Source organism: Legionella sp. MW5194, assembly GCF_016864235.1.
GTDB lineage: Bacteria > Pseudomonadota > Gammaproteobacteria > Legionellales > Legionellaceae > Legionella_C.
Genome location: NZ_CP045732.1, coordinates 1,790,212 through 1,804,922 on the forward strand (window position 1 = coordinate 1,790,212; position 14,711 = coordinate 1,804,922).

Below are 14,711 nucleotides of genomic sequence, written 5' to 3' on the forward strand. Positions count from 1 at the left end.
CCAGTATACCGGCCTTGAATTAAGGGATTATTAACACCATTGAAAACAGGAATTGAACAACTTATGAATTTTGGGCGCGCGGAATTTCGCGCGTGAATCTAATTTATAGCGAGTGTTCAGCGGAAAAAGAGGCATGCGCCTTTAGTAATTGCACAATTTTATAATTGGCTTCAGGAAATGAATAATCAGAGAGCTGCTCAAAAGGTACCCAACACAAGCCCATTTGCTTTTCGCGGCAGGTCGCAAGACCGGTGAATTCGTCCACCAAAAACACAACCAGCGTCACTGTTCTATGGGGATATTGGTGATTGATTTCGCCGAGGCATGTCGACTTGTTGATTTGAATGCCCACTTCTTCATCGATTTCACGACACAAGGCTTGCTCGGCTGCCTCACCTTCTTCAAGCTTACCACCGGGAAACTCCCACATCCCCCCATGGCTGGCATGGGCGGGACGACGGGTAATTAGAATACGCTGGTTTTTGTCTACTATAACGGCAACAGCGACTTTCACACCAAACTTCCGTGGCAACTCTTGTATTTCTTACCAGAACCGCAGGGGCAAGGATCATTGCGTCCTATTTTTTGTCCTTCACGGCGATAAGGCGTATGGTCTTCCATGCCCTCCGCCCTCTCCTCGCCGTCCTCTTCGCTCTGACGCAGTAACTGCACATTCTGGACCTGCTCGGAACGACGCTGCTCTTCAATGGCCTGGACGTCCTCTTCCGTTTGAACCTGCACCGAGGTCAGCAAGCGGATGATTTCGTATTTGAGGGTATCGAGCATCATGGTAAACAGGGCAAAGGCTTCACGTTTATACTCCTGTTTCGGATCTTTCTGAGCGTAGCCGCGTAAATGAATGCCCTGACGCAAATGATCCATGGACGCTAAATGTTCACGCCAATGATTATCCATGGTTTGGAGAATAACCGATTTCTCAAATTGCGCCAGCACTTCACGGCCAGCCTGTTTCTCTTTCTCCTGATAGCGCTCATAGCATAAGTTAAAGACACGTTCTTTAATCTGCTCCGGCTGCAGGGCATGATCTTTTTCAACCCAGTCCGCCACATCGGCTCTGACCTGAAAATCTTCATACAGGGTTTTGGACAACCCATCCAGATTCCATTGATCTTCGAGGCTTTGCGGGGGAATAAAATTATCCACCAGGGTATAAATGACTTCTTCGCGCATGGCATCCACCACTTCCTTTGGATCGGTCATGGCCATGATGGCCGCGCGTTGGGTATAAATCACCCGCCGTTGGTTATTGGCGACGTTGTCATAATCCAACAGCTGTTTTCGGACATCGAAATGATGGCCTTCGAGTTTACGCTGCGCATTTTCAATTGCTTTGGTGACTAAGTTATGCTCAATCGGCTCTCCAGGCTTCATGCCTAAACGACGCATCATATTAATGACCCGTTCGGAAGCGAAAATACGCATTAAATTGTCATCGAGTGATAAATAGAATCGGCTGCTGCCGGGGTCGCCCTGACGGCCGGCGCGGCCTCGTAACTGGTTATCGATACGACGGGACTCATGACGTTCAGAACCGATAATGCGTAAGCCTCCGGCCTTGATCACGTCATCATGACGTGTTTGCCAATCCTCTTTAATGGCCTGACGTTCAGCCTCAGAAGCCCCGTCAGGCAACATGGCCAGCTCTGCTGCAAGACTGCCGCCAAGAACAATGTCGGTACCTCGTCCTGCCATGTTGGTGGCAATGGTGACTGCACCCGGACGCCCGGCCTCTGCAATAATCTGTGCTTCCTTTTCATGGAATTTGGCATTCAACACCTGATGTTTAATGCCCGCTTTCTTCATTAACTGGCTTAATAATTCGGATGCTTCAATGGAAGCCGTTCCAACAAGAACCGGCTGCTTGCGCGCCATGCAGTCTTTCACGTCATCGATGATGGCCTGGTATTTGTCTTCAAGGCCCAGGTAGATGAGATCAGCCTGATCCTGACGGCGCATCGGCTTGTTGGTCGGAATAACCACCACTTCAAGATTATAAATCTGCTGGAACTCATAAGCTTCGGTGTCCGCCGTACCGGTCATCCCCGCCAGCTTGTCGTACAGCCGGAAATAGTTCTGGAAAGTAATGGATGCCAGTGTCTGGTTTTCATGTTGGATGGGCACCAGCTCTTTGGCTTCAATGGCCTGATGCAGGCCTTCTGACCAGCGTCGACCCGACATGGTACGGCCGGTGTGTTCGTCAACAATGACCACTTGGCCATCTTTGACGATATAGTCCACATCGCGATGGAACATGGCATGCGCTTTCAATGCCGCATTGACATGATGCATAAGAATGATATTGCTGGCGTGGTATAAACTTTCACCTTCATCCAGCAGGCCTTCTTTCATCAACAGTTCTTCAATATGCTGATGCCCGGCTTCGGTGAGGTGAGCCTGTTTCTGCTTCTCATCCACCGTATAATCGCCGCCGTCCCCTTCTTCTTCCTGCTTTTTCAATTGGGGAATCAGTTTATTGACTTTCATGTACAGCTCAGAACTTCCTTCCGCCGCACCGGAAATGATGAGCGGTGTTCTCGCCTCATCAATCAGAATGGAATCCACCTCGTCGACGATGGCAAAATTCAATTCGCGCTGCACCTTGTCGCTTAAGCTGAACGCCATGTTGTCGCGCAGGTAATCAAAACCAAATTCATTGTTGGTACCAAAGACTATGTCAGCACGGTAAGCCTGCTGCTTGGCAGCATGCGACATGTCCGGCGCAATGACGCCCACGGTTAAGCCCAAAAATTCGTAAATGGGTCCCATCCACTGACTGTCGCGCTTGGCCAGGTAATCATTCACAGTGACGACATGAACCCCGCGCCCGCTGATGGCATTTAAATAAGCCGGCAAAGTACCAACCAGGGTTTTACCTTCCCCGGTACGCATTTCAGCGATATTCCCTTCATGCAGAACCATACCGCCAATCATCTGCACATCAAAATGACGAAGCCCCATGGTGCGGACAGACACTTCACGCACCACAGCAAAGGCCTCTGGCAACAATTGGTCAAGTGATTCCCCCCGGGAAAAACGTTGTTTGAACTCCGCTGTTTTCGCGGCAAGCTGTTCATTGGACAAAGCCTTCATTGCAGGCTCAAGGGCATTGATGCTGAGGACGGTTTTTTCCATGCGCCGCAGAGTCCGCTCGTTACGACTCCCAAACATTTTCTTTATCAACGTATTCAGCATGACCTTGCAAATCCTCTTAATAATCGTGGCAATCAAAATCGCTTAATTTACTAGAAATTGAGAAAAATTACTATGAATATAGTGATTCATCCGCTTTACCCGCCGGACTTTTGGCTTATTGGTTATTCTCTCAGCATCTAGGACGCCATGGGTTTAAAAATAAAATACACAGCTCCCAGCAAACAGAGCGAGGCCCATAAAAAATTCAAATGCACCCGCTGCCCCATATAAAAAACAGCGAAAGGTAAAAACACCGACAGGGTAATCACTTCCTGCATGATTTTAAGCTGCGGTAAACTCAGGTGAGCCTGGTTAAAGCCAATGCGGTTGGCGGGGATCATCAATGTGTATTCAAAAAAGGCAATCAACCAGCTTAAAAGGATAATCACTATCAGCGGCTTGCTGCTCTGCTGTTTCAAATGACCATACCAGGCCATGGTCATGAAGGTATTGGAACCCACCAGCAAGATTATTGTTGTCAGCAACGCATTCATTCAAGCAACTCTCCCTGTTTTGTTTTTTCCATCTCCTGCAACCGAAAAACGGCGTCCTCCACCAAGCCAGGATTTTTTTTCTGTTGCGCGCAAACCAGCAACTCTTTAAAACGCCGCGCTCCCGCCAACCCGTGCGCGAGATTAAGCACCGGCTTAAGCAGAATGCTCAACGGCACGCCCTCTTCGAATTGCCGGACTGCATAGCGATGATAATTCTCCATCACGGCACTGCGGCTTTGAATGGCGACATCGGGATACAGGAAGCGATGAAAGTCGGCTAAAGCATAAGGATTATTGCAGGCAAGACGCCCGAGCATCACACCGTCCACCGCCTGCCAGTGCACTCGGGCTTCTTCCACCGTATTGATGTTGCCGTTAATAACCACGGGCAGCGCGGGGAATGCCCTCTTGATACGATAAACATAATCATAATGCAGAGGAGGAATCGTGCGGTTTTGTTTAGGACTTAAACCCTGCAACCAGGCTTTGCGGGCGTGAACAACCAGCTTGTCACATCCAGCATCGATTAAATGTTGAGCGAAGGCTGAAAAAAAATCATAGCTGTCCTGCTCATCGATACCAATACGGGTCTTGGCGGTGACTGGAATACGAACCGCCGCTTTCATGGCCTTGATGCATTGAGCCACGTGCGCGGGTTCTGCCATCAGGCAGGCTCCAAAGCGGCCGGCCTGCACCCGATCACTCGGACAGCCTAAATTCAGGTTTACTTCACTGTAGCCTTTTTCCTCCGCCAAAATGGCGCATTGGACCAGCGACTCCTTGTCTGATCCGCCCAGCTGCAAGGCCAAAGGCAATTCGCAGTCGTGAAAACCCAGGGCTTTTTTGGGATTATTCAGCACGGCACCGGTGGTTTGCATGTCCGTATAAAGCAGCGCCCGAGGTGCGATAAATCGCATCAACACACGAAAATGAGTATAGCTCCAATCAATCATGGGAGCGACCGCTAAAGGAGAAATTAAGGCATCAGTCAAAACTTGGGCATCACACAAAAAAGAATGCGGCAATTATACACTAAAAACGCGACGGCTGGAGACGAATTATGCGGCTTTATGCTAGTTTGGATGCCTTCGCGGGCAACCGCAGGAAACCCGGTTGGAGGATTGGGACTGAGCAGGCAATGACTGCCATTCAGTCTTTGGACTCCTCCATGCCCCGTTACGGACGACGGTAACCTCCAGGCATCAACTGACTGGATTTAATGCTTCAATCATCAGTTGCAAACGGGTGCGCCCCTGATAGACATTGACATCCAGACGATAGGCGGCATGCACTTCCCGGACACGGTGGTTTGGCCATTGGCTGCGATCGACATTGAAGGCGATGGCATCGACCGTGCCACCGGTTTCAGGCAGTGCGAAAGTCAGCTTCAGGTGATTTTGACCGACGACGCGCTGATCAAGAACTTCAAACACATTATCAAAGCAGGGCTCAGGAAACTGTTGACCCCAAGGGCCTCCCTGTTGCAGCAGATGGGCCGTTTCAAGATTGAATTCGGTGTCTTTCAGGGGACCGTCCGTCAACAATTGCCCTTCACACTGGCTGATGTCCAAATGCCGTTCGACTTCAGCAAGAAAAGCTGCCTGAAACGCGCTGAAGGATTGCACCGGTAAACTTAAACCCGCGGCCATGGCATGACCACCGAATTTGGTGATTAAACCCGGGTGGTCTTTGTCAACAGCAGCCAGCACATCCCGGATATTTAAATCCGTCACGGAGCGGGCCGACCCTTTCAGTTCGGTTTCACTGACCATCGCAAAAGCAATCACCGGGCGATGGTAACGCTCTTTCAAGCGCCCAGCCAGAATACCGATGACCCCCTGATGCCACAATTTATCCATCAGGCACAACGCCACAGGCAGGCGCTGCCCGTCAATCTTTTTAATGAGATCATCCACCGAAGCCAGCGCCTGCTCTTTCATCTCCGCTTCAATCAGGCGGCGCTCCTGATTGAGTTCATCAAGCCGCTCGGCAAGCACTTTGGCCTGTTTTTCATCCTCACATAACAGGCAGGAAATACCCAGCGACATATCATCCAAGCGACCGGCCGCGTTAAGTCTCGGTGCCACAGCAAACCCCAGATCACTTTCACGCAGGCGGGAACATTCGCGTCCGGCGACAATAATCATGGCTTTAATGCCCGGACGACATAAGCCCTGACGAATGCGTGTCAATCCCTGATTAACCATAATTCGGTTATTCTGATCCAGTGCAACAACATCCGCGACAGTCCCTAAGGCCACGAGGTCAAGAAATTGCGCCATGTTAGGTTCGGGCAGCTGCTGAGCAGTAAACCAGCCGTTATTGACCAGATGACGCCTTAAGGCCAGCATCACATAAAAAATAACTCCTACACCCGCAATGGATTTACTCTCAAACTGATCTCCGGCCTGATTGGGGTTCACAATGGCGCAGGCATTGGGTAACTGCTCGCCTGGCAAATGATGATCGGTAATCAACACATCAATGCTGGCACGATTGGCAGCCTCGACCCCTTCCATGCTGGCAATGCCGTTATCGACCGTAATGATCAGATCGGGCTGCCATTTTTTGGCGACCTCGACAATGGCAGGCGTCAGACCATAACCAAATTCAAAACGATTAGGCACCAGAAAATCAACATACTGGGCACCAAATGCCTTCAGCGCCGAGACAGCAAGCGCTGTGGACGTGGCGCCGTCGGCGTCAAAGTCGCCAATGATTAAAATGCATTGCTGTTCGCGGAGCGCCTGTTCAAGGCGCAGGCAGGCTTTATCAATGTCTTTCAGGGCACTGAACGGCAGCAGGGTTTGCAGACGCCGGTCCAGTTGTGCTTCATCCGTCACTCCACGGGTGGCATAAATACGCTGCAGGATAGGCGGTAATGAGTGCAGTTGAGGCATTGCCTTGGGTATTTCACGTTGTTTAATGCGCATCACTCATCTCTTCCATAATCTTAACCACCAGGGGAGGCGTCTGCATTGATAGGCCACATTATTCCAATACCATTGCGTGCGTTTTATCCTCGCGGTTGTCTTTAATAGTTGCGCTGCGGCAACAGCCTGATCAGTCCCTATCACCACCACGCTGTCAGTGGAGGGGGACTGCTCCTGAAGAGGTTGACACCCCGGGAAAACGGTGAGTAAAACGTCATCGTTGCTAATCAGCGGTTTGGAGTGATGCGCATGCAATGTGCCGCCACCCCAGAACCACAGGCCATTGATCGGCCTGGCTCTGTTTCTGGCCGAATTGAGCGGGTGTGTACTCATGAACATTTGTAATTCAGTTAACAGCTTTTGCCAGAACATTGATTCACCCAGGGTTTGCAACACCGGCATCATGGAGTGATGAAGCATGGTCTGAAGCGCAGGAAATTCGGCAGCGGCTTTATTGCCGGGATTGACCAACCAGAGGTCCGGGCTGTGATAAACAAGTTCGAAACCGTCTTCCTTTAACAACTGGGATACCTCGGCAAACCAGATTTTTGCCAGCGAATCATCAAGCTCCAGCTCATCCCCGGCCGCGACAATCATCGCATCATTGTGCGTGGCCTGCCAATGAATGGGGGAAGCAATCAGCCAGTCACCCGCCAGAGAGTGATAGCGCCGCAAGAGATCAGCCAGCGGCGGGCTTGCGGCTTCATAGCCTAATGCCACCAGGGCATTTGTCAAATAATGTCCCTGCGTGGCTAAGGGCAGACTGCGGGCAGGCACCTCATCACAGCGGCTATTAATGATCACATCCATGCTTAAACTGCCTGCTGGTAACCGTCCCGTCGGAACAGGGCTTTGATGTTGCGCAAAGCCTGGCGTGTGCGCTGATTGTTTTCAATCAGGCCGAAGCGGACAAAATTATCGCCCTGCGCACCAAAACCAATGCCCGGAGAGACGGCCACATGCGCTTCCTGCAGCAAGTATTTGGCAAATTCAAGCGAACCCATGTGACGATAAAATTCAGGGATCTCGGCCCAGACAAACATGGTGGCTTTCGGACGGGTAACGGGCCATCCCAAATCGTCAAGACCGTCGCACAACACATTCCGGCGTTGCTCATAAAGGCTGCGTATCTCTTCCACACAATCATCCGATCCCTCCAGCGCCGTAATGGCAGCCACCTGAATGGGGGTAAAGGTTCCGTAATCCAGATACGATTTAATACGCGTCAATGCCGCAACCAACTCCTCATTGCCGCAGGCAAATCCAACCCGCCATCCGGGCATGTTGTAGGATTTCGACATGGAATACGTTTCAATGGCGATATCCATCGCGCCGGGAACCTGCAGAATAGAAGGCGCTTTATAGCCATCAAACACGATATCGGCATACGCCAGATCATGGATGATCCAGATGTTGTGACGCTTGCCCAACGCCACGACCTCTTCAAAAAATCCATACTCCACGCAATGGGTGCTGGGATTAGCTGGAAAGTTAATCACCAGTGCCTTGGGGCGAGGCCAGGTTTGTTCAATGGCGGTCTGTACTGCGGCTAGAAACTGTTGTTCATCAATCAGAGGAATCTGTTTTACATTGGCGCCAGCAATAATAAAACCATACGTGTGAATGGGATAAGCGGGATCCGGCACCAGCACGGTATCCCCAGGGCCGCTGATGGCTAACGCAAGGTGTGCAAGGCCTTCTTTGGAGCCGATCGTTGTTAGAACCTGCTTTTCACTGTCCAACGTTACCCCATAATGACGCTCATACCAGCCGGCCATGGCCCGACGAAGCCTCGGGATGCCCTTGGACATGGAATAACGATGGGTATCGGGGCGTTGTGCCGTTTCGACAAGTTTGTCAACAATGTGCTGCGGCGTAGGCTGATCCGGATTGCCCATGCCAAAATCAATCACGTCTTCTCCGCGCGCCCGCGCCTCCGACTTTAACTGGGTCATCGTGTTAAAGACATACGGTGGTAAGCGTTTTATACGCGGAAACTGGCTCATGTTAGCAACCCCTGTGTTATACTGGCCAACAGTATAAATTATTGATTCGTCAAACACCATGCAAATTAATTTAGAAGCCAGGGAGCCCTATGCGGTAGAGGCCTACAGCGATACGGCCATTCAAATTAACTCAACCCTCTACACGCAAAGCCTGATCGTTTCAACTCATGAACTCATCAGCGAGTGGCCTGTCCGCCGCATCGAGGAACTCAGCGATAACACCTTGCCTTCTCTGCTTAAACACCAGCCGGAAATCATTCTCATCGGTCATGGCAACACCGGCCAGTTTGCGCCACCAGTCATTTACCAGCAGTTGGCCGCTGAGCGAAGGGCTCTGGAATGCATGTCCATCGGTGCTGCCTGCCGCACCTTTAATGTGCTTTTAAGTGAAGGTCGACGCGTGGTACTGGGTATTATTTTATGAGTAAGGGGCAGTTTGCTACCCCTTGACTGGTTCTCAGCCAATACGGCGTTGACCAACTTCCCTCTCCAATGGCAGTATGGAATAACCCCCTCTTCACAGGATGTGATTATGTCATTTGCAAAAGGTTCACGTCAGGCCCTTATCGATAGACTTACCAGCACTAAAATCCACTGCCGTACAGGCACATGGACTAATTACATGGAAACCGTAATTCATCGCGGCGCCCTTGTGGTGCAGGTTGATACCGAGGAACAGGTAAAGGAAATCATACTCGCTGTACAGGAACAGAATGCACTGCACAGCCATCACCGGATCACCGTTCGGGCCGCCGCCGGATGGAATGACAAGACCAGCAGCAACTGGTGCTGTTTTCCCTGGAAACAGGCACAGGAGGAGCGCTACAATGGCTCCTTCTCTTTCTCCCCAATCGCCCGCGGCGATGACGTGGTTATCCTGTTCAGTGAAAAGTACCAATCCGTTCAGGTCGAAGGCGAGGCCCCGCCCCTGCCCCCCAGCGAGACCAACCCTATAAAAAACCTTCCGGCCTCCGTGGTTAAGGTTAGCGCGGGCGTTCAGATTGCCAAATTGGCCGATGAATTGCGAAAGAAAAAATTATCATTATCCACAGCCAGCATGATTGCCTGGGTGACTGCCGTGGGACTCGCCGGGACGGGCGGCCATGGAACAGGTCAGGATGAAACCGCATTCAGCGGCCTTATTCTCAGCGCCACCGTTTGCGACATGGATGGCAATATCCGTGAAATTGATTCGAGCCATGAGGATTTCCCACTGTTGTTTGGCGCGCATGCTGGCATGCTGGGGGTGGTGTTAAACATTCGGTTGCGTGCGGTAAAAGCCTTTAATCTTGAAGAGACAGTGCACAATTTCAAAAACGTTGACGACCTTAATACCCACCTTTCTGATTATTTGAACAATAATCATTATTTTACGCTCATGCGAATTCCAACGTACAGTAAAATCCCAGTGGATAAATGGCATGTCCGCTTGTGGAATTACACCACCAGAGGGCGAACCACAAACGACAATGCGCCTTACGCGGCGGATGCCAGTTCCCTCGCCCAGGAATTGAGCGTGCGGGTCGGCGATTCGATTCAGGACCGGCTGACCGAACCGGGTTTACAGCATTTGCTCCCTGCCTTCATGCAACTCACCGCCGCGATTGTAACCAGTACACGCGGCACCAAAACCGTGGTGGATTATGAAAATCACATCACCCATTACCAGGTCGGATTTCCCAAAGCCATGCGGGATGTCAGCTACCTCATTCCGGTGGATAGAGATAAGGCGGCGGCGCTATTGGCCGAGATTTGTAAAAAATTGGACGACATGTTGCAGGAAGCCGGTGAACGCGGGGAATACCCGCTGACCTATGCTTATTATGTGCGTTACTTTAAAGGCACCAATGGCGGTTTATCCACGTCCGCAACGGCAAACGAGCATCAGCGCGTGTTTGCCATCGACATGGTTACTCATCCTCATGCGCCAGGTATTGCCCGGTTTGAAACGGAGTTCCTTGCTTTTCTCAGGGCAAAAGGCATTCAACCTCGCCACCACCTGGGTAAGCATTTTCCGCATGGCGTAGTTAATTACGCCGATTTTCTGGACAAGGAGGCCTTAACTGCCTATCGCCAGGCTCTCATTCGCTGGTATGGCAGCGAGGATAAGCTGAAACAAAGCCCATTTCTGACCCCATACATGAATGACATGCTCTTTTCCGAGCCTCAGTATCAATCGGATCTCGAACCGGCGCCCAAGCAGTCAAAAGCGACGGTTTCACACTACTCCGAGACAGAGGACAAAACATTCTTAAGCCGATTGGTGAAGGAAATCAGCCAATTCCCGCTGCCTCACGAACTGGATACGCTCCGTGATGAATTCATCCGCCAGTGTAAAGAACAGATTGATGCGCCGGACGTGGCACTTCTGGTTTAATTACATCTCAAAGGGTCAGAGCCCGGCTCTGACCACAGCAACACGTTAAATTCAAGGTTATACCTGCCTTCTCGCCTCCAGCACATTAGGTATCTGCTCAAGACGGGTCAGTAGACGAGACAGGCTGTTTAAACCATCGATTTCAACAGTCAGAGTAATGTAGGCACTGTTATCCTGCTTGTTGGTGTTGGTCTGCAAGGCATACACATGGGCTTTTTCATTGGATAACAACGACGTCACATCCCGCAACAAGCCCGGTCGATCAAAGGCTTTAATCAGAACATCCACCACGTAATGGTCGCGCGTGGCACTTCCCCAGCTGACCTGTAAAAAACGCTGCTTTTGCTTTTCAGTGGCATGCAGGATGTTGGGGCAATCCTGGCGATGAACCGACACGCCACGACCAATGGTAATGTAACCGACAACCGTATCGCCAGGCACAGGCTGACAGCAGCGGGCCATGTGAGTCATCAAATTGCCCACGCCCTCAATGCGCAAATCACTACCGGTTACCTCCGGCACGCTCTGCGGCTTGACGATGTTTTGAATGCTGGGCTCAACCACTTCAGCCGGCGACAGGCGATTCAGGATCTGACTGAGTTTGATGTCCCCTCGCCCAAGGGCTGCCAGCAAATCATCCAGGCGTTTGTAGTTAAAGGTTTTGACAACTTCCTGTAATTTTTCCGCTTTAATCCCCAGGGTTTTCAATTCCTTGTCAAGAATGTCGTGGCCTTCCGCACGGTTTTTATCGTAGTCCTGCATTTTAAACCAGTGCAGTACCTTCGCTTTGGCGCGCGAGGTTTTTAAGTAATTTAAGTGCGGGTTAATCCAGTCACGGGAGGGGCGCTCATCCTTACCGGTTAAAATTTCCACCCGATCCCCGGTTTTGAGGGCATAGGTCAACGGCACAATCGAGCCATTGACCTTGGCGCCGCGGCAGCGATGGCCGACTTTGCTGTGCACATGGTAGGCAAAATCCAGGGGCGTCACTCCAGCCGGCAAATCAAGCACATCACCATCCGGCGTAAAGACATAAACCCTGTCTTCAAGAAATTCCGTCTCAATGGCTTCGGAAACACCGCTTGACGTGGCCATTTCCCGATGCCAGGCCAATACATCCCGCAGCCATTCGATTTTGCGTTCGTGACTCTGTTTATGATGGATGCCGCTCTCTTTGTATTTCCAATGCGCCGCCACACCCATCTCTGCCAAATCGTGCATCTGGAATGTTCGGATCTGCACTTCAAACACCCGATCCTCAGGCCCTACAACCGCCGTGTGCAGGGATTGATAACCGTTGGCTTTGGGGTTAGCGATGTAATCGTCGAACTCCGCCGGCACCTGTTTCCACAAATCATGAACCATGCTCAACACTTCATAACACTGTTCTTTGGTTTCCAGCAAAACCCTGACCGCTGTAGCATCATAAATCTCATCCAGCGACACGTTCTTGCGCGTCATTTTCTTATAGATGCTGTGGATGTGTTTGGAGCGTCCATACACGGCAAAATGATGCACACCCAACGCCTGTATGTATTTATTGAGTTCATCGACAATCAGGTTGACGTAATGATCGCGCTCAAGCCGTTTGGCTTTCAAGCCTTTGGCAATGGCCTTGTAATCATCGGGATGCAGCAGGCGGAAGGCTAAATCCTCCATCTCCCATTTGATGGCTCCGATTCCCAGGCGGTTGGCCAGGGGCGCATAAATTTCCATGGCCTCGGTCGCAATTTGCGTGCGCAACGCTTCAGGAAGCTGGCTTGAGGCACGTAACACACTCAACCGCTCCGCCAGTTTGATAAGGACAACACGGACATCATCGACCATAGCCAGCAGCATTTTTCGGATGTTGTCGATCTGGTGCTTGTTTTGCGGGTTATTCAGGGCCTGCAGATTGTGCATCGCGCTCATACGCTCTACCCCTCTGACCAGTTTGGCAATGGCGGGATTGAGCTGTTCTTCCAAATCGTCCAGTGACAGTTCGGCATAGTGAACACTGACGAAAATGATGGCTGCGGTCAGTGTTTCCTGATCCACCTCCAAATCCGCCAGAATATCGGCCATGGTTAAGCCCTGCTGCAGGCAGGAAACACCGGTTTCAGTCGCATGCTCAAAGCCGCTTAACTGACTTAAAGTGCAGGCATTCCGGATCATTGCCAGATCTTGAAAATACCCTTTGCTGCCGAGTTGATGGAGCCATTGCTCCACATCAATACTGCCATCTGACAACCAGGGCGTACTTTCTTTCACTTTAACCATCACTGTTTATCCTTTTCAAATAAGGCAATGGACTCCACGTGAGCCGTGTGCGGAAACATATCCATTACCCCAACTGCTCGTAAACGATACCCATGATGATTGACCAGAATATCGGTGTCGCGTGCCAACGTTGCTGGATTGCAGGATACATAAACAAGCCTTATAGGATTAAGTTTATCGATTTGGCGGACAATTTCCAGTGCTCCGGAGCGCGGCGGATCAATCAGCATTTTATCAATGGGCTGCCTGATGATCGCTGCCAACGCATCAACCTGGTCTAAATCGGCACAGTAAAACCGCGCATTGCTGATGCCATTGTAGTCTGCGTTCATCGCCGCACGCACCACCATGGTCTCGCTGCCTTCAACCCCAATGACCGCCTTACTGTGACGCGCCAGGGGCAGGGAAAAATTGCCGAGACCACAAAACAGATCAAGGACGACATCGTCTTGATTCACATCCATTAATTCAAGCGCCTTGCGGACCATCAAGCGGTTTAAACCGGCATTCACCTGGGTAAAATCAGTTGGGTGAAAGCGAAAGCGGACCTGCTCATCCGGTAATTGATAATGCAGATACTCGTCGCTGCCTGCCGGTGAATAAAACAGGGTGACACTGTCAGGTCCCTCAGGTTGCAGATACAGTTTAAAACCGGATACGTCACCAAAGCGGCGCAGCCTTTCCTTGTCCATTTCAGTAAGTGGCGTCATGTTTCTGAAAATCAGAGCCACCTCGTCATCCCCGGCAGCTACTTCAACCTGAGCAATACTCTCAGGCGCATCAAAGGAATCAATCAGGGCACGCAAAGGCATAATCTGCTCATCCACACGAGCATTTAAAACCGGGCAATGCTCAATCTCGGCAATGTAGCGCGGGTTGCTCTTTTCACGGAAACCCACCAGCGTGCCCTGCTTCTTTTCAACGTAACGCACGCTTAAACGTGCCTTGTTGCGATAATGCCAGCTACCGGCGCTTAAGGGAGGCAGTATCGATTCGGGTTCAACTTTACCGACGCGGCGAAGCAAATCCAGCAGCAGTGTTTGTTTTTCATGAATCTGCGCGTTTTCATCCAGGTGCTGCAGGGAACACCCGCCGCAGGCACTGTAGTGCGGGCATCGCGGTGACACACGGTTAGCCGCGGGCGACACGATCTCAATCGCACGCCCCTCATCAAAATCACTTTTGGTGCGTGTGTACTGAAACAGGACAATTTCCCCCGGCAGGGCATCCTGAATAAACGTCGTCTTGCCATTCAGGCGGGCAATGCCGCGGCCATCGTGGCTGAAATTGACAATTTCCGCGGTTTGAACGGTTTTGGGGGGGCGTTGCTTTCGTCTGCTCATCCAACTACTCTACTCTGGTTTTTAAACATCAATTCGTCAAGGACTTATGTTACCATACTGACTTGAATACGCTTTATTTTATGCGC

The 14,711-nt window shown here is 51.0% G+C and carries 11 protein-coding genes; 2 read left to right on the forward strand and 9 right to left on the reverse strand.

All coding sequences use genetic code 11. The annotated features are described in order from the left end of the window. Nucleotides 1-103 precede the first annotated feature (103 nt). The 7 genes from mutT to alaC form a co-directional block, all read right to left on the reverse strand. Nucleotides 104-514 carry an 8-oxo-dGTP diphosphatase MutT gene (gene mutT, locus GH742_RS08400; RefSeq protein ID WP_203454371.1) on the reverse strand — a complete coding sequence of 137 codons (411 nt, stop codon included), beginning with the start codon at nt 512-514 and terminating at the stop codon, nt 104-106. Continuing rightward, on the reverse strand, nt 511-3,213 hold the full coding sequence (secA, locus tag GH742_RS08405; protein WP_203454372.1) for a preprotein translocase subunit SecA: 2,703 nt from the start codon (nt 3,211-3,213) through the stop codon (nt 511-513). The genes mutT and secA overlap by 4 nt, the downstream gene beginning before the upstream one ends. Nucleotides 3,214-3,350: 137 nt before the next feature. Further along, nucleotides 3,351-3,707 (reverse strand): DMT family protein, encoded by a 357-nt coding sequence (locus GH742_RS08410; RefSeq protein WP_203454373.1) that lies wholly within the window; start codon nt 3,705-3,707, stop codon nt 3,351-3,353. Next, complete coding sequence (dusA, locus tag GH742_RS08415; protein ID WP_203454374.1) at nt 3,704-4,699, reverse strand: tRNA dihydrouridine(20/20a) synthase DusA; 996 nt, start codon at nt 4,697-4,699, stop codon at nt 3,704-3,706. The genes GH742_RS08410 and dusA overlap by 4 nt, the downstream gene beginning before the upstream one ends. A gap of 210 nt (nt 4,700-4,909) precedes the next feature. Continuing rightward, nucleotides 4,910-6,640 carry a single-stranded-DNA-specific exonuclease RecJ gene (gene recJ / locus GH742_RS08420; RefSeq protein WP_203454375.1) on the reverse strand — a complete coding sequence of 577 codons (1,731 nt, stop codon included), beginning with the start codon at nt 6,638-6,640 and terminating at the stop codon, nt 4,910-4,912. Between the two features lie 3 nt (nt 6,641-6,643). Beyond that, nucleotides 6,644-7,450, reverse strand: a complete 807-nt coding sequence (locus GH742_RS08425; protein ID WP_203454376.1) for a hypothetical protein — start codon at nt 7,448-7,450, stop codon at nt 6,644-6,646. Between the two features lie 2 nt (nt 7,451-7,452). After that, a complete protein-coding gene (alaC, locus tag GH742_RS08430) occupies nt 7,453-8,646 on the reverse strand; it encodes an alanine transaminase (protein ID WP_203454377.1) in 1,194 nt (397 codons plus the stop codon). 58 nt (nt 8,647-8,704) lie between these two features. Here alaC and GH742_RS08435 point away from each other — a divergent pair, with 58 nt between their 5' ends. Continuing rightward, nucleotides 8,705-9,070 carry an Mth938-like domain-containing protein gene (locus tag GH742_RS08435; RefSeq protein WP_203454378.1) on the forward strand — a complete coding sequence of 122 codons (366 nt, stop codon included), beginning with the start codon at nt 8,705-8,707 and terminating at the stop codon, nt 9,068-9,070. A gap of 108 nt (nt 9,071-9,178) precedes the next feature. Continuing rightward, the gene (locus tag GH742_RS08440; protein ID WP_203454379.1) at nt 9,179-11,023 is read left to right on the forward strand and encodes an FAD-binding protein; all 1,845 of its coding nucleotides are present in this window, start codon (nt 9,179-9,181) and stop codon (nt 11,021-11,023) included. Between the two features lie 57 nt (nt 11,024-11,080). Here the strand turns inward: GH742_RS08440 and relA are convergent, their stop codons facing one another. Together relA and rlmD are read right to left on the reverse strand one after the other, a co-directional pair. Next, nucleotides 11,081-13,282 (reverse strand): GTP diphosphokinase, encoded by a 2,202-nt coding sequence (relA, locus tag GH742_RS08445; RefSeq protein ID WP_203456897.1) that lies wholly within the window; start codon nt 13,280-13,282, stop codon nt 11,081-11,083. After that, nucleotides 13,282-14,625 carry a 23S rRNA (uracil(1939)-C(5))-methyltransferase RlmD gene (gene rlmD / locus GH742_RS08450; protein ID WP_203454389.1) on the reverse strand — a complete coding sequence of 448 codons (1,344 nt, stop codon included), beginning with the start codon at nt 14,623-14,625 and terminating at the stop codon, nt 13,282-13,284. The genes relA and rlmD overlap by 1 nt, the downstream gene beginning before the upstream one ends. Between the last annotated feature and the right edge of the window lie 86 nt (nt 14,626-14,711).

What these genes read in the sequence shown, in the direction of transcription:
- secA (WP_203454372.1), bottom strand. Translation starts at nt 3,213, where the DNA reads ATGCTGAATACGTTGATAAAGAAAATGTTTGGGAGTCGTAACGAGCGG.
- GH742_RS08410 (WP_203454373.1), bottom strand. Translation starts at nt 3,707, where the DNA reads ATGAATGCGTTGCTGACAACAATAATCTTGCTGGTGGGTTCCAATACC.
- recJ (WP_203454375.1), bottom strand. Translation starts at nt 6,640, where the DNA reads ATGCGCATTAAACAACGTGAAATACCCAAGGCAATGCCTCAACTGCAC.
- GH742_RS08425 (WP_203454376.1), bottom strand. Translation starts at nt 7,450, where the DNA reads ATGGATGTGATCATTAATAGCCGCTGTGATGAGGTGCCTGCCCGCAGT.
- alaC (WP_203454377.1), bottom strand. Translation starts at nt 8,646, where the DNA reads ATGAGCCAGTTTCCGCGTATAAAACGCTTACCACCGTATGTCTTTAAC.
- GH742_RS08435 (WP_203454378.1), top strand. Translation starts at nt 8,705, where the DNA reads ATGCAAATTAATTTAGAAGCCAGGGAGCCCTATGCGGTAGAGGCCTAC.
- GH742_RS08440 (WP_203454379.1), top strand. Translation starts at nt 9,179, where the DNA reads ATGTCATTTGCAAAAGGTTCACGTCAGGCCCTTATCGATAGACTTACC.
- relA (WP_203456897.1), bottom strand. Translation starts at nt 13,282, where the DNA reads ATGGTTAAAGTGAAAGAAAGTACGCCCTGGTTGTCAGATGGCAGTATT.
- rlmD (WP_203454389.1), bottom strand. Translation starts at nt 14,625, where the DNA reads ATGAGCAGACGAAAGCAACGCCCCCCCAAAACCGTTCAAACCGCGGAA.